14 protein-coding genes are annotated in these 16708 nt (G+C 67.4%); 9 read left to right on the top strand and 5 right to left on the bottom strand.

What is annotated here, in order from left to right:
• The first annotated feature begins 495 nt into the window (after positions 1-495).
• Both HWX22_RS01160 and HWX22_RS01165 read left to right on the top strand, forming a co-directional pair.
• On the top strand, positions 496-1278 hold the full coding sequence (locus tag HWX22_RS01160; RefSeq protein ID WP_059818969.1) for a Crp/Fnr family transcriptional regulator: 783 nt from the start codon (positions 496-498) through the stop codon (positions 1276-1278).
• 32 nt (positions 1279-1310) lie between these two features.
• The gene (locus HWX22_RS01165; protein ID WP_175914880.1) at positions 1311-2702 is read left to right on the top strand and encodes an undecaprenyl-phosphate glucose phosphotransferase; all 1392 of its coding nucleotides are present in this window, start codon (positions 1311-1313) and stop codon (positions 2700-2702) included.
• Positions 2703-2784: 82 nt separating this feature from the next.
• On the opposite strand, the gene HWX22_RS01170 is transcribed toward HWX22_RS01165, so the two are convergent.
• Positions 2785-2958, bottom strand: a complete 174-nt coding sequence (locus HWX22_RS01170; RefSeq protein ID WP_175907158.1) for a hypothetical protein — start codon at positions 2956-2958, stop codon at positions 2785-2787.
• 343 nt (positions 2959-3301) lie between these two features.
• On the opposite strand from HWX22_RS01170, the gene HWX22_RS32340 reads away from it, so the two are divergent.
• The gene (locus HWX22_RS32340; protein ID WP_175914952.1) at positions 3302-3694 is read left to right on the top strand and encodes a TraR/DksA C4-type zinc finger protein; all 393 of its coding nucleotides are present in this window, start codon (positions 3302-3304) and stop codon (positions 3692-3694) included.
• Between the two features lie 169 nt (positions 3695-3863).
• Positions 3864-5630: a DNA polymerase/3'-5' exonuclease PolX gene (polX, locus tag HWX22_RS01180; RefSeq protein ID WP_175914881.1), complete on the top strand. Its 1767-nt coding sequence runs from the start codon at positions 3864-3866 to the stop codon at positions 5628-5630.
• A gap of 15 nt (positions 5631-5645) precedes the next feature.
• On the opposite strand, the gene ald is transcribed toward polX, so the two are convergent.
• Entirely contained in the window at positions 5646-6761 is a 1116-nt protein-coding gene (gene ald / locus HWX22_RS01185; RefSeq protein ID WP_175914882.1) for an alanine dehydrogenase, read from the bottom strand.
• 354 nt (positions 6762-7115) lie between these two features.
• Between ald and HWX22_RS01190 the strand changes: the two genes are divergently transcribed.
• A complete protein-coding gene (locus HWX22_RS01190; RefSeq protein ID WP_175907152.1) occupies positions 7116-7532 on the top strand; it encodes a DUF3995 domain-containing protein in 417 nt (138 codons plus the stop codon).
• A gap of 243 nt (positions 7533-7775) precedes the next feature.
• Here the strand turns inward: HWX22_RS01190 and HWX22_RS01195 are convergent, their stop codons facing one another.
• Entirely contained in the window at positions 7776-8087 is a 312-nt protein-coding gene (locus tag HWX22_RS01195) for a hypothetical protein (RefSeq protein ID WP_244135174.1), read from the bottom strand.
• A 55-nt stretch (positions 8088-8142) separates the two neighbouring features.
• Here HWX22_RS01195 and HWX22_RS01200 point away from each other — a divergent pair, with 55 nt between their 5' ends.
• The 4 genes from HWX22_RS01200 to HWX22_RS01215 all read left to right on the top strand — a co-directional run bounded on the left by HWX22_RS01200 (position 8143) and on the right by HWX22_RS01215 (position 13931).
• The gene (locus tag HWX22_RS01200; RefSeq protein ID WP_175914883.1) at positions 8143-8880 is read left to right on the top strand and encodes a gluconate 2-dehydrogenase subunit 3 family protein; all 738 of its coding nucleotides are present in this window, start codon (positions 8143-8145) and stop codon (positions 8878-8880) included.
• The gene (locus HWX22_RS01205) at positions 8880-10658 is read left to right on the top strand and encodes a GMC family oxidoreductase (RefSeq protein WP_175914884.1); all 1779 of its coding nucleotides are present in this window, start codon (positions 8880-8882) and stop codon (positions 10656-10658) included. The genes HWX22_RS01200 and HWX22_RS01205 overlap by 1 nt, the downstream gene beginning before the upstream one ends.
• Complete coding sequence (locus HWX22_RS01210; protein ID WP_175914885.1) at positions 10655-12064, top strand: cytochrome c; 1410 nt, start codon at positions 10655-10657, stop codon at positions 12062-12064. The genes HWX22_RS01205 and HWX22_RS01210 overlap by 4 nt, the downstream gene beginning before the upstream one ends.
• A gap of 145 nt (positions 12065-12209) precedes the next feature.
• Positions 12210-13931 carry a cation:proton antiporter gene (locus HWX22_RS01215; protein ID WP_059525184.1) on the top strand — a complete coding sequence of 574 codons (1722 nt, stop codon included), beginning with the start codon at positions 12210-12212 and terminating at the stop codon, positions 13929-13931.
• A gap of 129 nt (positions 13932-14060) precedes the next feature.
• On the opposite strand, the gene HWX22_RS01220 is transcribed toward HWX22_RS01215, so the two are convergent.
• Both HWX22_RS01220 and HWX22_RS01225 read right to left on the bottom strand, forming a co-directional pair.
• The gene (locus HWX22_RS01220; RefSeq protein WP_175914886.1) at positions 14061-15953 is read right to left on the bottom strand and encodes a penicillin-binding protein 2; all 1893 of its coding nucleotides are present in this window, start codon (positions 15951-15953) and stop codon (positions 14061-14063) included.
• Between the two features lie 375 nt (positions 15954-16328).
• Entirely contained in the window at positions 16329-16676 is a 348-nt protein-coding gene (locus tag HWX22_RS01225; protein WP_059525188.1) for a DUF3564 family protein, read from the bottom strand.
• Positions 16677-16708: the final 32 nt, after the last annotated feature.

Consider the following 16708-nt stretch of genomic DNA (forward strand, 5'->3'; position numbering starts at 1 on the left):
TAATATGCCGATTCATATTTGAGACAGTTTCAAACGATCACTCGAGGTGTCGTGCGCCGCTCGGGTGACGCGCGGGACATCACGGAAACAATTGAAAACGGGCCGTAAGTAGTTGAACGATAAGCTTCGTGGCCCGGCTGTCGGAGCCGCCGCATACTCGGTGGCCATTGATCAGTCGAATCGCCGGCGGTGTCCGCTGCGGCAGAGGGTGTCCGAAAATGAGACGCTTTTTGCAGTTTTCAGTCGGCAATTCGGGGGTGCAAAATCGCGGGTCATTTATATATTAAGGATGAGGCGGGTATTGGCACGTAAATCGCTTATTGAGATGGGCGCATCGAAACGGGACTGCCGATTCGATCCGGCGGCGTGAAGCTGACGGTCGATTGGAAGGAGGGTTGTGGGCCGCAACCCGCGTCGCCGTCGGGACGCGCATCGCGATAACGAGTTCCGCTGACGCGGCTGCATGCGGCGCGGACGACAAAATGGGATACAGACATGCTTCATCTTCACTCGAGCTACTCGGCGAACGCCATCCTCGATGCCCTCCCGGAGGACAGCATCCGTGCCATCGCACCGCACCTCGAACTGGTCAGAATCAAGGCCGGCATGCTCGACCGTGTCGGGGAACCGATGCGCCACCTGCATTTCCCGACGACCGCCATGATGTCGGTGCAGCACCTGATGGAGGACGGTGCGATGGTCGAGGTCGCCGTGGTCGGCCGCGAAGGCGTGGTCGGTCTGGCGACGCTCGTCGGCGGTACCGCGATATCGAACCGCGTCGAAGTCCGTATCGGCGGCATGGCCTATCGCGTGCCGACCTGCGTGATGCGCTCGGAATTCGAGCGTTCCCCGGCGACGTATCGGCTGCTGCTGAACTACTGCCAGGCGACGATGGCGCAGATCTCGCGCAGCGCGTTGTGCAACCGGCATCACTCGGTCAGCGAGCAGTTGAGCCGCTGGCTGCTGCTCGCGCATGACCGGATCGACGGCGACGAACTGGCCGTCACGCAGCAGACGATCGCGAACATGCTCGGCGTGCGTCGCGAAGGCGTGACGGAAGCAGCCGGCCACCTGCAGGAAGCCGGACTGATCCGTCAGCGTCGCGGCCGCATCACGGTGCTCGACCGCGACGGCCTCGAGCGCCAGGCGTGCGAATGCTACGAGCTGATTCGTGCGGACTATCGCCGGCTGCTCGGCACGCGGAACGGCGCGCGATCGATGCCGGTGCGACCGCGCATGCACGACGTGCACGGCGGATTTCCGGTGCATGGTGCGTGACGATGCACGCGACGGCGGGTGGAACGAATACGATGCGGCGCGCCGCGATCGCTGCGGCCGATGTCGCGCTCGTGCTGGCAGGCGCGCTCGCCGCGCAGGTTGCGATGGGGCTCGCGTGGCGCGATCTGTCGGATGCGCAGCGCGGCGCGATTGCATTGCTGTGTGCGCTGACGGTCGCGTTGTTGCCGCGCAGTGTGCGCGTGTCGCGCGGGGCGTCGTCGTCGCATGACAGCGGAACCGTGCTGACGCGCACGGTGGTGGCCGTCGTGTGCGCGGGCACGCTGACGGTGGCCGGTACGATGTGGATCATGAACCGCGGCGGCACAGTCACGACGCGCTGGATTGCGCGGACGGTGCTGTCCGGCGACGCGGCACTGCTGCTCGGCAGGCTGGCACTGGGCGCGCTGGCGATGAAGCGCGGCGATCCGCGCACACGGCAGCGGCGGGTCGCAATCGTCGGCGCGACCGCTTACGGACGGGTGGCGATCGAGCGCATGCAGCTCGAGCCGACCGGCCCATTTGCGGCGGCCTGCGTGTTCGACGACGACGCGCCGGCCGCTGCAGCCACCGCCGGGATCGGCGGCGTGCCGGTGATCGGCGACTGGGTCGCGCTTCGGCGCATGATCCGCGGCGGCGAGATCGACGAAGTGTGGCTCACGCTGCCGATGTCGCATGAGTCGCGCATTCAGCGCATCGTGCGCGAACTGCGCGACGAGTTCGTCGAGTTGAGACTGTTGCCGGACGTGCGGCAGATGGCGGTCGTCGAGCGATCTGCGACCGATGTACTCGGCATGCCGGCAATCAACCTCGCGACTACGCCGCGTTCCGCGCCGGAACTGTGGGCGAAGTTCGCGTTCGACCGGCTGTTCGCGGTCGCCGTGCTGATCCCGCTGCTGCCGCTGCTTGCGGTGCTGGCGATCGCGGTGAAGCTGTCGTCGCCGGGGCCCGTCTTGTTCAGACAGCGCCGCAAGGGTGCCGACGGCCGCGAGTTTCACATCCTCAAGTTCAGGACGATGCGCGTGCATCGCGCACAGCCCGGTGTCGTGCGGCAGGCCTCGCGCAACGATGCGCGCATCACGCCTGTCGGTGCGTTTCTGCGGCGCACGTCGCTCGACGAGCTGCCGCAGTTCTTCAACGTGTTGTTCGGCCAGATGTCGGTGGTCGGTCCGCGTCCGCATGCGATCGAACACGACGACTTCTACCGGCAACTGGTCGACTGCTACATGTATCGCTATCGCATACGGCCGGGGATCACGGGATGGGCGCAGGTAAACGGCTATCGCGGCGAGACGCGCAAGGTCGAGGCGATGGCCGCGCGCGTGAAGTTCGATCTGTTCTACATGCAGAACTGGAGCTTCTGGTTCGACATGAAGATCATCCTGATGACGGTCGTGCGTGGCTTCGTCGGGCGCAATGCCTTCTGACGAAGAGGATTGCGAAGTATTCTGCGCGGCGTTTTCGTCGTCGATGCGATGCGCCCCGCAACGGCGCACCTGAAACCGCGTGTCAACCGTCCGACGGCGGCTGAGCGGCCGCCGGCAACGCAGCGGGCGTGGCGGCGGGGCTGGCGTCGGGCGCGGCTTGCGCGCTCGACGGCTGGATGGCGTGCTGGATCGTCGGCACGACCATCGTCGGGAACAGGGCCGCAAGGGCCACCCAGATGACGACGCCGAACAACATGACGTTCTCCCTCAAAGCAGCGGATTCGCCGCGCATGTTTTCAATCTATGTCGCAACTTTTTACAGGGGATTGATCGACCTCAACGGCGGCTGCGTCAGACGAATGCGGGCATGCGGGATTATCGCGTCGGTCCCCCGTTTTCGCGCGCACGAGGTGGGCGCTGACGCCGGTCAACACATGCGTGTGCATTGGGTTTATGCTGCGTCGAAGGCGTCCGGCGCTTCGTGCGGCCGGGCGTGCATCCGGGCGCGGCGAGCCGGGGCGTTCCGGCCCGCCGCGCACCGGCGCGACAACCGCGCGCCGTATGCTCGTTGCGCGGAACCCGGAAAAGGAGAGACGGCGATGGCGCTCGATCAAGAACAACGGCGAACGCTGCAGCAGCGACTGACCGAGAGCGAGCAGGCGTTGCGGGCGGATATCCGCACGAGCGAGGATCAGCGCGCGTCGGAGTCCTACGCGGAGCTTGCCGGCGCGGCGCCGGACGAGGGCGACGAGGCGAACGCCGATCTTTTCGTCGACATGGATCACGCGCTGATCGGGATGAAGCTGGCCGAGTTGCGTGCGATCAGGCGCGCGCAGCAGCACATGCGCGACGGCAGCTACGGCGAATGCATCGATTGCAATGCGCCGGTCGGCTACGAGCGGCTGCTCGCACGCCCGACTGCCGAGCGTTGCACGCATTGCCAGTCCCTGTACGAGCGCCGCTACGCGACGACACCGCGCGCATCGCTCTGAGGTATCGGCGCAGGCGCCGCGCAAGCCGCATGTCCCGCGCGACATGACACGGGCAATCGGTGCAGGATGACCAACGGGCGCCCGCCGTCGTCGACATGCGGCGCCGGGCGGGCAGACGCCGGCGCGCCGGCGCACGGCGCCATCCACGTGGAAGGGAGCCACGCCGACCATGCCGATCCACAATGCCGAGTGTGCGGCCGTCTTCGCCGAAATCGCCGACATGCTCGAGATCCAGGGCGCCAATCCATTCAGGGTGCGCGCTTATCGCAACGCGGCCCGCACGATTGCCGACTACGGGCGGGACATTCCCGCGATCATCGCGAGCGGCGGCGATCTCGGCCGGATTCCATCGATCGGTGCCGATCTCGCGGCGAAGCTGCGCGAGATCGCGTCGACCGGCACCTGCGAACTGCAGCAAACGCTGCGCCATGCGCTGCCGGGCGCGATCGTCGAACTGCTCGACGTGCCGGGGCTCGGCGCGAAACGCGTCAAGGCGCTGCATGACGCACTGCACGTCGACTCGCTCGAACAGCTGCGCGCCGAAGCGAAGAGTGGGCACATCCGTGCGCTGCCGGGTTTCGGCGCGAAGACCGAAGCCCATCTGCTCGACGCGATCGACGATCGCCTGAAGCGCGAGCCGCAACGCTTCCTGCTGCCGGATGCCGCGCAATCGCTGATGCCGTTGCTCGAGCGTCTGCGCAAGGTGGCCGGCGTCGGCGAAGCGGTGCCGGCCGGCAGCTTTCGCCGCAGCCGCGAGACGGTCGGCGATCTCGACATCCTCGTGACGGCCCGCGATCCGGCCACGGTGGCCGATGCGTTCGTCGGCTATGGTGAAGTCGCGCGCGTGCTCGCGAACGGCAAGACGCGTTCGAGCGTCATGCTCGGCAACGGGCTGCAGGTGGACCTGCGCGTCGTCGAGGCCGACGCGTTCGGCGCGGCGCTCGTCTATTTCACGGGATCGAAGGCGCACAACATCGCACTGCGAAGGATCGCGCAGGCCGGCGGGCTGAAGATCAACGAATACGGCGTATTCCGCGGCGACGAACGAATCGCGGGCGCGACGGAGGCATCCGTCTACGAGGCGATCGGTCTTCACTGGGTGCCGCCCGAGTTGCGCGAGGACCGCGGCGAGATCGACGCGGCGCGCGCGGGCACGCTGCCGGCGCTGGTCGAGCGTAGGCACGTTCATGGCGATCTGCACGCGCATACCGCGGCGTCGGCCGGGCGCGACAGCCTGCGCGCGATGGCGGATGCGGCCAGGGCCCGCGGACTCGCTTATCTGGCCGTCACCGATCGCGCACCGGATACGAAAGGTCACCGCGCCGATGGCGACTGGCTCGTGCGGCAGATCGACGAGATCGATCGCCTCAACGCGTCATTCGACGACTTCGTGCTGTTGAAGGGCGTCGAGGCCGGCATTCGCGAGGACGGCAGCCTCGACGTGCCCGACGACGTGCTTGGCCGCCTCGACCTCGTCGTCGGCGCGGTGCGCGACGGCTTTGACCTGTCGGGCGACGCGCAGACCGCGCGGATCCTGCGTGCGATGGATCAACCGTATTTCACGATCCTCGCGCATCCGACCGGCCGGCTGCTCGGCGAACGCGACGCATGCGAACTCGACGTGCCGCGCGTGCTCGCCGCGGCCGCCGCGCGCCACTGCTTCGTCGAACTCGACGGCGATCCGCGGCGGCTCGATCTGCCGGACGTCTGGTGCCGCGAGGCCGCGAAAACCGGCGTCGCCGTGGCGATCGGCTCGGACGCACTGTGCGCGAACGATCTGGACAACCTCGGATACGGTATCGGCCAGGCGCGGCGTGGTTGGCTCACGCGGCAGGACGTGCTCAACACGCGCACGCTCGCGCAACTGCGGCCGCTGCTGGCGCGCACGATGCGCGCGAGCGGCGCGTCGAAGCGCGGCCGCCCGAAGGGTGCGTGACGGCGCGCGCCGAAGTCAGGCCAGCACGTCTTCCGCCGGGACGTACGGCAGGCCGAGCGCCAGCGCGACGGCCTCGTACGTGATGCGGCCGTCGCATACGTTCAGGCCCGCGCGCAGATGCGGATCGTCTGCCATCGCGCGTTTCCAACCCTTGTCGGCGAGCGCGAGCGCATGGCCGAGCGTCGCGTTGTTCAACGCGAACGTCGACGTGCGCGCGACCGCGCCGGGCATGTTCGCGACGCAGTAGTGCACGACGCCGTCGACGACGAAAGTCGGCTGCGCATGGGTCGTTGCATGCGATGTCTCGAAACAGCCGCCCTGGTCGATTGCGACGTCGACGACAACCGCCCCCGTGCGCATCGTCGCGATCATGTCGCGCGTGACGAGCCGCGGCGCCGACGCGCCCGGCACGAGCACCGCGCCGATCACGACGTCGGCGTCGCGCACGGCTTCGTCGATCGTGTGCGCGTTCGAGCAGACGGTCGCGATCCGGTTCGCGAAGACCAGGTCGAGCTGGCGCAGCCGGTCCACGTTCGTGTCGAGCACGGTGACGCGTGCGCCGAGGCCGACCGCCATCTGCAGCGCACCGGTGCCCACCACGCCCGCACCGAGCACCACGACGTGCGCGGCCGGCACGCCGGGCACGCCGGCCATCAGCACGCCGCGGCCGCCGCGCGGGCTTTCGAGGTGCGTCGCCGCCACCTGGATCGACATGCGTCCCGCGACCTCGCTCATCGGCGCGAGCAGCGGCAGTCCGCCGCCGGGGCCCGTCACGGTCTCGTACGCGATGCACACCGCACCGGACTTCACCAGCGCGGCCGCCTGCTCGGGATCGGGCGCGAGATGCAGATACGTATAAAGAATCTGTCCGCGCCGCAGCATCGCGCACTCGGCCGCCTGTGGCTCCTTGACCTTGATGATCATGTCGGCGCGCGCGAAGACGTCGCGCGCGTCGTCGCACAATGCCGCGCCGGCGGCCGTGTAGTCGTCGTCGAGCAGGCCGATCGCGGTGCCCGCGCCGCGCTGCACGAGCACGCCGTGGCCATGCCGCGTGAGTTCGCGTGCACCGGCCGGCGTGAGGCCGACGCGGTATTCGTGGTTCTTGATCTCCTTCGGCACACCGATCAGCATGAGTCGTCTCCATGGGTATTCATCGTTGTCGTCGTGCCCGAGTGTGCGGCGATCGTCCGATCGTGCGTGCCGGCGAACGGCACGTGTGCGACGGTCGCGCATGCACGGTTCGAGTGCCGTACTGGAATAAAAGGGTAGTGGTGCCCGGAGGGAAGTCAAGCGGCGGCCGGTGAGACGGCGCGCGCGCACTGCACCGCAGCACGCGGCACGGCGCATTGCGACCGGACGTCGCAATGCATGCGGCACGTGGTTTGGGTATCGTCTCGTGTTGCGCGGAACGGGGCCGCGCGCGGCCGGAGCCGTTCCGGCCGGATCACGACACGACGACACGATGAGACAAGGAACCTTACCGAGATGACCGGCGCGTATTTCAGCGTGCCGACGCTTTGTGCGATCGCACTCGTTCACGTCTACTGGGCGTTCGGCGGACGGCTCGGCAAGCGCGCGGCCATTCCCGAACAGGACGGGGTACCGCTGCTGCGGCCGACCATGCTCGGCACGCTCGCCGTCGCGACGGCATTGCTGGCCGGCGCATGCGTGGTGGCGTCGCGCGCGGGCTGGCTGTGGCCGAACCTGTATCCCGGCGCGATCGCGTTCGCGATCGTTGCGCTCGCATTGATCTTCGCGGTGCGCGCGGTCGGCGATTTCCGCTACGTCGGCTTCTTCAAGCGGGTTCGCGGGTCGCGTTTCGCGCGGATGGACAGCGTGTGTTACTCGCCGCTGTGCGTGGCGCTCTCGTTGTCGATCGCGTCGATGCTGTGGCCGTGGTGAGCGTCGCGCCCGGCGCGGCAGGCCGTGTGCAGCGACGGGAGCCCTGACGCTCGTCGCGGCGTCGAGATGGAACGCGCAGACAGGGAGGAGTGGGCGAAGCCCGCGCGCGCATCGCGCCGGCGGGGTAAGTGACGACGCGACCGCACCACGGCTCTTGCGCAATCCGGAAAACGATTTCCCCATTATTGCGATTTTCGATGTAATGAATTGCATTGAACCCTTTGGAAATGGAACCGGTTCCATTTATAATTCGCGACGTTTGTCGCCGGGCCCGGAATGAGGGTCGTGCACGATGCGCTTGCCGCCGGCCAGCGCGGCGTCTAAGTTGGATAGGGCCATGGCGATGCAGGGCAGATGCGGGCGGTAAGCCGGTATTTGTCCGACGATGAGACCCACGAAGAGGTCGACTCCATGCAGCGCGCCGACAACCGGCGCGCTGCACGGCTGCATGACGGCGCCACCGCGCAACGCGCGGCGCGCCCGCATCGAGGTTGTTCGCAACACCGCAAGAACAGGACGGCCAGCCGCGCGCGGCATGGCTGCCGTGCCGGGCATGCCGCATGCGGAATGCGCGCCCCGAACCACGTTCCCCAACGATCACCATCCGACCATGTCCACGCCACCCGACAAACCCAATTCGCGTCGCCGTTTCCTGCGCACGTCGGTCGCGCTCGTGCCGATCGCGTCGGCCGCCGGTTGCGACCTGCGCTCGTCGTCGTCCGCGACCACGGCCGGCAATGCGTCCACCGCATCGGCCAGTGTCGAACGCGCGCCGTACAAGCCGACCTTTTTCGATGCGAAGGAGTGGGCGTTCGTCCAGGCCGCCGTCGATCGCCTGATCCCGGCCGACGCCGAAGGCCCCGGCGCGCTCGAATCCGGCGTGCCCGAATTCATCGATCGCCAGATGGAAACCCCGTACGCGCACGGCGCGACGTGGTACATGCAGGGGCCGTTCCAGCAGGGCGTGCCCGAACTCGGCTACCAGCTCAAGCTCGTGCCGCGCGACATCTACCGGCTCGGCATTGCGGCCGTCAACCGCTACTGCGAAAAGGCCCACGGCAAGGTGTTCACCGATCTCGACGCGCCGACTCGCGATACCGTGCTCGGCGCACTGGAGAAAGGCGGCGCGCAGATCGACGACGTGCCGTCCGTCGTGTTCTTCGGCCAGTTGCTGCAGAACACGCGCGAAGGCTACTTCTGCGATCCGGTGCATGGCGGCAATCACGACATGGCCGCGTGGAAGATGATCGGTTTTCCGGGCGCGCGCGCCGACTTCATGGATTTCGTCAACCAGAACGGCAAGCCGTACCCGTACGGCCCGGTCTCGATCAATGGGGAGCGCACCTGATGGCAGCGGAAAAGAAGCCGCACGTCGATGCGGTGATCGTCGGTTTCGGCTGGACCGGCGCGATTCTCGCGAAGGAACTCACCGAAGCGGGCCTGAACGTTGTCGCGCTGGAGCGCGGCGAGTATCGCGACACTTATCCGGACGGCGCGTATCCGAACACGATCGACGAGCTGACCTACAACGTCCGCAAGAAGCTGTTCCTCGACCTGTCAAAAACGACCGTGTCGATCCGCCACGGCGTGCAGGACACCGCGCTGCCTTACCGGCAGCTCGCCGCGTTCCTGCCGGGCGAGGGCGTTGGCGGCGCGGGGCTGCACTGGTCGGGCGTCCATTTCCGGATCACGCCGGAAGAGCTGCGCCTGCGCAGCCACTACGAAGAGCGCTACGGCAAGAAGTTCATCCCGGAAGGGATGACGATCCAGGACACGGGCGTCAGCTACGACGAGCTCGAGCCGTATTTCGACTTCGCCGAGAAGGTGTTCGGCACGTCGGGGCAGGCATACAAGGTCGGCGGCAAGGTGGTCGGCGACGGCAACGTGTTCGAGGCGAACCGCAGCGACAACTTCCCGCTGCCCGCGCAGCTCAACACGTATTCGGCGCAACGCTTCTTCGATGCGGCGAAGTCGCTCGGGCTGCATCCGTACCGGCTGCCGTCGGCGAACACGTCGGGTCCGTACACGAACCCGTACGGCGTGCAGATGGGGCCGTGCAACTTCTGCGGCTACTGCAGCGGCTATGCGTGCTACATGTACTCGAAGGCGTCGCCGAACCTGAACATCCTGCCGGCGCTGAAGCAGGTGCCGAACTTCGAGTTGCGCTCGAAGTGCCACGTGCTGCGCGTGGACCTCGACGACACGAAGAAGCGCGCGACGGGCGTCACCTACATCGACCCGGCAGGCCGTGAAGTGCACCAGCCGGCCGATCTCGTGATCGTCGCGGCGTTCCAGTATCACAACGTGCACCTGCTGTTGCTCTCGGGCATCGGCAAGCCGTACGACCCGATCTCGGGCGAAGGCGTCGTGGGCCGCAATTTCGCGTACCAGAACCTGTCGACGATCAAGGCGTTCTTCGACAAGGACACCTTCACGAACCCGTTCATCGGCGCGGGCGGCAACGGCGTCGCGGTGGACGACTTCAACGCGGACAACTTCGACCATGGCCCGCTCGGCTTCGTCGGCGGTTCGCCGCTGTGGGTGAACCAGGCCGGTGTGAAGCCGATCAGCGGCATCGCGACACCGCCGGGCACGCCGCAATGGGGCGCCGCGTGGAAGAAGGCCGTGAAGGACAACTACGCGCATACGATCTCGATGGACGCGCACGGCACGAACATGTCGTACCGAGATGTCTACCTCGACCTCGATCCGACCTATCGCGATTCGTACGGCCAGCCGCTCTTGCGGATGACCTTCGACTGGAAGGACAACGACATCAAGATGGCGCAGTACGTGACCGGGCAGATGAAGAAGATCGCGGAGGCGATGGGGCCGAAGGCGATCGGCGTGTCGACGCGCGAGTTCGGCAAGCACTTCGATTCGCGCGCGTACCAGACGACGCACCTGGTCGGCGGCGCGATCATGGGCACCGATCCGAAGACGAGCGTGCTGAACCGCTACCTGCAGTGCTGGGACGTGCACAACGTGTTCGTGATGGGTGCGTCGGCGTTGCCGCAGGGCATCGGCTACAACCCGACCGGGATCATCGCGGCGCTGGCCTACTGGTCGGCACGCGCGATCCGCGAGCAATACCTGAAAAATCCCGCCCCGCTGGTGACCGCATGAAGAGGACAGTGAACCACCACAACGCCGCGCGCCGAATTTCCCCGCTGCGGCGCGCACTGGCGATGGGCACGGCATGGGCGGCGTTCGGTCTCGCGGGCGGCGCGGCCTTCGCGCAATCGGCGGCGCCAGCGGCACAGTCGGCCGACGCGAACCTCGTCAAGCGTGGCGAATACCTCGCCCGCGCGGGCGATTGCATCGCGTGCCACACCGCGAGCGGCGGCAAGCCGTTCGCGGGCGGGCTGAAGTTCGACACGCCGATCGGTGCGATCTATTCGACCAACATCACGCCGGACCCGAAGACGGGCCTCGGCGGCTGGACGCTCGACGACTTCACCCGCGCGGTGCGCGAGGGCGTCCGCAAGAACGGCGACACGATGTATCCGGCGATGCCGTATCCGTCCTACGCGCGCCTGAGCGACGACGACGTGAAGGCGCTGTATACGTACTTCATGCACGGCGTCGCGCCGGTCGAACGCGAGAACCGCGCGGTCGACATCGTGTGGCCGCTGTCGATGCGCTGGCCGCTGACGTTCTGGCGCAAGATGTTCGCGCCGGCGCCGAAGCCGTTCGATGCGGCGTCGTACACCGATCCGGTGGTCGCGCGCGGCGCGTATCTCGTGCAGGGTCTCGGCCATTGCGGCGCGTGCCACACGCCGCGCGCGGTGACGATGCAGGAGCGCGCGCTGACCGATGCGGGCGGCCTCGACTTCCTGGCCGGCGGCGCGGCGATCGACGGCTGGGTGCCGACGAGCCTGCGCGGCGAGGCGCGCACCGGGCTCGGCACGTGGAGCGAAACTGAGATCGTGCAGTTCCTGAAGACCGGCCGCACGCTGCGCACGGCCGCGTTCGGCGGGATGACGGACGTGGTCGGCCACAGCATGCAGCACATGACCGACGACGACCTGACCGCGATCGCGCGCTACCTGAAGACGCTGCCGCCGCGCGTGCAGGGCGAGCAGCCGCACGTCTACGACGCGGCCGCGGCGAAGGCACTGCAGACCGGCGACGCGAGCAAGCCGGGCGCCGCCGTCTATCGCGACAACTGCATGGCGTGCCACCGCAGCGACGGCCACGGCTACACGCGCGTGTTCCCGGCGCTTGCGGGCAACCCGGTCGTGCAAAGCGAGGACCCGACGTCGCTCATCCACGTCGTGCTGGAAGGCAGCGCGCTGCAGGGTACGCACACCGCGCCGTCGACCTTCACGATGCCGCCGTTCGGCTGGCGCCTGTCGGACCAGGAAGTCGCGGACGTGTCGAACTTCGTGCGCACGAGCTGGGGCAATACGGGCGCGGCGATCACGGCCGCGCAGGTCGCGAAGGTGCGCAAGAGCACGCCGTCGACGCGGCCGGAGCCGCCGCCGGGCCCCGCCCGATCGATCCGACTCGCGCTGCCGGCCGGCTCGTGAGGCGCGTTCCGACTGCCCGGGGTAGTACCCCGCAATGGCGGGCCATCGCGTGAATTTTTCGCGGTGGCCCGCCATTTTTCCATCTCATCCCTTATCCTTCCATTCTTGAACCTTACTAAATAGTTACAAGAACTCGGGAGGGGGGATGCCTCATGACGTCAGCCTGATTGCGTTGCTCGCGGCCGGTTTCGGTCTCGCGATGATCTTCGGTTACCTCGCGTCACTGCTGAAAATGCCGCCGCTCGTCGGCTATCTGCTTGCCGGGATCGTGATCGGCCCCGGCACGCCCGGTTTTGTCGGCGACCTGTCGCTCGCGCAGCAGCTCGCGGAAGTCGGTGTGATGCTGCTGATGTTCGGCGTCGGCCTGCATTTCTCGCTCGGCGACCTGCTCGCGGTGCGCAAGATCGCGCTGCCGGGGGCCGTCGTCCAGATCACCGTCGCGACGTTGCTCGGCGGCGGGCTCGCGCTCACATGGGGCTGGAGCCTCGGCGCGGCGCTCGTGTTCGGGCTCGCGCTGTCGGTCGCGAGCACGGTCGTGCTGCTGCGGGCGCTCGAGGGGCGCGGGCTCGTCGAGACGGTGAACGGGCGCATCGCGGTCGGCTGGCTCGTCGTCGAGGATCTCGTGATGGTGCTCGTGCTCGTGCTGCTGCCGCCCGTCGCGGGGCTGCTCGGCGGCACGCCGCCCGGCGACGCGCACGCGGCCGGCGGCAGCGTATGGGGCACGCTCGGCGTCACGATGCTGAAAGTGGCCGCGTTCATCGCGCTGATGCTCGTGGTCGGCAAGCGCGTGTTTCCGCGCATCCTGTGGCTCGTCGCGCGCACCGGTTCGCGCGAGCTGTTCACGCTGTGCATGATTGCCGCGGCGGTCGGCATTGCGTTCGGCGCGGCGAAGCTGTTCGACGTGTCGTTCGCGCTCGGCGCGTTCTTCGCCGGGATGATGATGCGCGAGTCGGAGTTCAGCCGGCGCGCGGCCGACGAGACGCTGCCGCTGCGCGACGCATTCTCGGTGCTGTTCTTCATTTCGGTCGGGATGCTGTTCGACCCGACGGTGCTGCTCACCGAGCCGCTGCACGTGATCGAGGTCGCGGCGATCGTGCTGGTCGGCAAGACGCTCGCGGCGGTCGCGCTCGTGATCGCGTTCCGCTATCCGCTGAACACCGCGCTGACGGTCGGCGCGGGCCTCGCGCAGATCGGCGAATTCTCGTTCATTCTCGCGGGGCTCGGTCGTGCGCTCGGGCTGCTGTCGGCCGAAGGGCAGAGCCTGATCCTCGCGGTCGCGCTGATCTCGATCGCAATGAACACGCTGCTGTTCGCGATGATCGATCCGGCGCTTGCGTGGATCCGCAAGCATTCGGCGTTCGCGCGCAAGCTCGAGGCACGCGACGATCCGCTCGCCGCGCTGCCGATGTCGACGCCGCAGACGCATCTGACCGGGCAGGTCGTGATCGTCGGCTACGGCAAGGTCGGCACGCGGATCGCGCATGCGCTGGACGAGCGCGGAATCGCGTATGTCGTCGTCGAGCAGAATCGCGAGCTCGTCGAGAAGCTGCGCGCGGACGGTGTCGCTGCCGTGTCGGGCGATGCGATCGAGCCGATCGTGCTCGTCCAGGCGCACATCGCGCGCGCCGGGATGCTGGTCGTCACGCTGCCGGACGTATTCGACGTGCGGCAGATCGTCGAGATCTCGCGCACGCTGAATCCGACGCTGGAGGTCGTGCTTTGCACGAATAGCAGCGACGAGGCCGCGTTGCTCTCGAGCGAGGGCGTCGGCACCGTGTTCATGGGCGAGAGCGAACTCGCGCGTGGAATGACCGAGCACGTACTCGGCAGGATGGTGAAGCCGGTGGCGGCCGCGCACGCGCACTGACGGTCGTGCGGCCGGATTCGCGCGGATAGAGGGGCGTGTCGGCCAGCGGAAAGCGGGCGTGCCGGGCATTCGACACCGCGAACGATTGACCTGTTCGCCGCGTGCGGTGCCGAGCGCGCCCCGGCGGCTTCAGCCTGCCGCCGCCTTCGCCTGTACGGCCGCGCCGGATTGCGCGGCCGTTTTCACGGGGGCCGATGCCTTCTGCTCGGCCGCCGTCTTCGGTTGCGCCGCGGCCTTCGGCGCCGCGACGGTCTTCTGCGGTGCGGCCTTGACCGGCGCATTCGGCGTCGGCTCGACCGGTGCGTCGGGCGGCACGCCGAGCAACTGCAGCGAGCCGCTCGTGACCGACGAGAACACCGGGCCGGCCACCGTGCCGCCGTAATAGCCCTTGCCGCGCGGCTCGTCGATCATCACCGCGACGATCAGGCGCGGGTTGCTCATCGGCGCCATCCCCGCGAACAATGCGCGGTATTTGCCCTTCGCATAGGTCGCGCCGACCTGCTTGCGCGCCGTGCCCGTCTTGCCGCCGATCCGGTAGCCGTCGACCCGCGCGCGGCGCCCGGTGCCGCCTTCGCCGACGGCCGACTCGAGCATCGCGCGGATCGCCGCCGCGGTTTGCGGCGACGTCACGCGGTGGCCGCGATGGGCATTGATCGTCTGCGGGTCGGAGCCGTTCTTCAGCAGCGACACCGGGTGCAGCGTGCCGTCGCCCGCGTAGGCGGTGTAGGTCTGCGCGATCTGCAGCAGCGACATCGACAGCCCGTAGCCGTACGCCATCGTCGCCTGCTCGATCGGCCGCCAGCGCTTGTAGCCGCGCAGGCGGCCCGACGCGACGCCCGGGAACGTCAGCTCCGGCGCGCGGCCGATCCCGTATTCCTGGTACTTGTTCCAGATCGTTTCGGCGGGCAGGTTCAGCGCCAGCTTCGCGAGCGCGACGTTGCTCGACTTCTGCAGCGCTTGCGAGACGGTCAGCGAGCCGTGGTTCGACGTGTCGTGGATCACGGCCGGGCCGATCTTGTAGGTGCCGGGCGACGTGTTGATGATCGTGTTCGGTGTGACCTTGCGCTCGTCGATCGACAGCGCGACGACGAGCGGCTTGATCGTCGAACCCGGCTCGAACGTGTCGATCACCGCGCGGTTGCGCAGCTGCTGGCCCGTCAGCCGGGCGCGGTCGTTCGGGTCGAAGGTCGGGTAGTTCGCGAGCGCGAGGATTTCCCCGTTCTGCGCGTCGAGCACGACTACGCTGCCGGCTACCGCGTTGTTCTCGAGCACCGCGGCCTTGAGCTGGCTGAACGCGAGCTGCTGGATCCGCCGGTCGATCGTCAGTTCGATCGTCGCGCCGTGCTGCGCGGGCACGAGCGGACGCGTGTCGGACACGATGCGGCCCAGTCGATCGCGGATCACCTCGCGCTGCCCGGCGGTGCCCGACAGCCGCCCGTTCGCCGCGAGCTCGACGCCTTCCTGGCCCTTGTCCTCGACGTTGGTGAAGCCGACCACGTGCGCGGCCGATTCTCCCTCCGGATAGAAACGCTTCGAGTCGGCGATCTGCGTGATGCCGTCGATCTCGAGCTTGTCGAGCCGGCTCGCGGTGTCGGCGTCGATCTGCCGCTTGAGCAGCACGAACGTCCGGTCGTTGCGCAGGCGGCGCTTCACTTCCACGAGCGGCATGTCGAGCAGCTTCGCGATCTGCGGATAGTCGATTTCGGCGACCTGTTTCGGATTTGCCCAGATTTCATAGGTTGACAGGCTGACCGCGAGCATCGCGCCGTTGCGGTCGACGATGCGCCCGCGCATCGCATCGAGCTCGATCGTGCGCTGGTAGCGCTTCTGGCCTTGCCCGACGTAGAAATCCTGGTTCGCGACCTGCACCCAGAAGGCGCGTCCGATCAGCGCGGCGAAACCGAGGGACACCATGATCACGACCAGCTTCGAGCGCCACATCGGCAGGCGTGACGCGAGCATCGGATGCTTGGTCGCGGCGGCGTATGGATCGGCGGGGTGGGTCTTCTTTTTCACGCTCATGCAAGGGCCGGGTCGGGCCGCCGGACGGCGGCAAGTCAGTCGGAATAATGCGATTGTAATAAATGAGTAAACATCATGTGGGGAAAGTGTGTTTCGGCCCCGTAAAAGATTGGCGTTTCCGCCCGGGCACGGTCGGGAAAAGGTGGGGGCGGGGCGAAATGGCGGCGCCGCCTGACGTGCTGGCGCAACGGAGCCGGATTGGAGGGGGCGGATCGTTACCGTCGCCGCGGTTCGATTAACCCGGCCCCGATTAATTCAGGGGCCGGAAAATAAAAAGGCGCCTTGAAGAGAGGCGCCTTATTGGTGAATATCGAAATGAATATCGCGGAAACTGGAATAAACCCGAAAACCGCAGAGGATTGCCCTCAAAAATACCTATCGCGCGACGGAAATAAATTCATGGTATTCCGGCTCCGCAGTGGAACGATCGACCGCTTGCAGACGCCATGCACCGTCGGGGTGCTCGCCGGCGAGCACCGCGGGACCTTGTTCGCGCTGCGTCGCGCTGAACGACAGCCCCTTCAACTGGCACACGGCCTTCCCGCTGTCGGCCGCGCAGAGGGCCATTGCGCCTTCCACGTCCCGAACCTTGCCCCAGCTCGGAAGATCGATCCCCTGGTGAGCCTCGCGCGACCACAGCCCCTCGTCGGTATCGACCCAGAGCACCGCGAAGGAGTGACGGGTTGCCGACTCGCTGCCATTAATCCGAATAGTGAGGCGCATTGGATCGTCTCCTGAAGAAAATGACACATTCG

It is taken from the genome of Burkholderia sp. BCC1638, assembly GCF_902833195.1.
Classification (GTDB): domain Bacteria; phylum Pseudomonadota; class Gammaproteobacteria; order Burkholderiales; family Burkholderiaceae; genus Burkholderia; species Burkholderia diffusa.

Excerpts from the sequence above, each read along its gene's own strand:
- HWX22_RS01190 (WP_175907152.1), top strand. The coding sequence starts at position 7,116 with ATGACCGGCGCGTATTTCAGCGTGCCGACGCTTTGTGCGATCGCACTC.
- HWX22_RS01200 (WP_175914883.1), top strand. The coding sequence starts at position 8,143 with ATGTCCACGCCACCCGACAAACCCAATTCGCGTCGCCGTTTCCTGCGC.
- HWX22_RS01210 (WP_175914885.1), top strand. The coding sequence starts at position 10,655 with ATGAAGAGGACAGTGAACCACCACAACGCCGCGCGCCGAATTTCCCCG.
- HWX22_RS32340 (WP_175914952.1), top strand. The coding sequence starts at position 3,302 with ATGGCGCTCGATCAAGAACAACGGCGAACGCTGCAGCAGCGACTGACC.
- ald (WP_175914882.1), bottom strand. The coding sequence starts at position 6,761 with ATGCTGATCGGTGTGCCGAAGGAGATCAAGAACCACGAATACCGCGTC.
- HWX22_RS01160 (WP_059818969.1), top strand. The coding sequence starts at position 496 with ATGCTTCATCTTCACTCGAGCTACTCGGCGAACGCCATCCTCGATGCC.
- HWX22_RS01170 (WP_175907158.1), bottom strand. The coding sequence starts at position 2,958 with ATGTTGTTCGGCGTCGTCATCTGGGTGGCCCTTGCGGCCCTGTTCCCG.
- HWX22_RS01195 (WP_244135174.1), bottom strand. The coding sequence starts at position 8,087 with ATGCCCGGCACGGCAGCCATGCCGCGCGCGGCTGGCCGTCCTGTTCTT.
- HWX22_RS01225 (WP_059525188.1), bottom strand. The coding sequence starts at position 16,676 with ATGCGCCTCACTATTCGGATTAATGGCAGCGAGTCGGCAACCCGTCAC.
- HWX22_RS01215 (WP_059525184.1), top strand. The coding sequence starts at position 12,210 with ATGCCTCATGACGTCAGCCTGATTGCGTTGCTCGCGGCCGGTTTCGGT.
- HWX22_RS01165 (WP_175914880.1), top strand. The coding sequence starts at position 1,311 with ATGCGGCGCGCCGCGATCGCTGCGGCCGATGTCGCGCTCGTGCTGGCA.
- HWX22_RS01220 (WP_175914886.1), bottom strand. The coding sequence starts at position 15,953 with ATGAGCGTGAAAAAGAAGACCCACCCCGCCGATCCATACGCCGCCGCG.
- polX (WP_175914881.1), top strand. The coding sequence starts at position 3,864 with ATGCCGATCCACAATGCCGAGTGTGCGGCCGTCTTCGCCGAAATCGCC.
- HWX22_RS01205 (WP_175914884.1), top strand. The coding sequence starts at position 8,880 with ATGGCAGCGGAAAAGAAGCCGCACGTCGATGCGGTGATCGTCGGTTTC.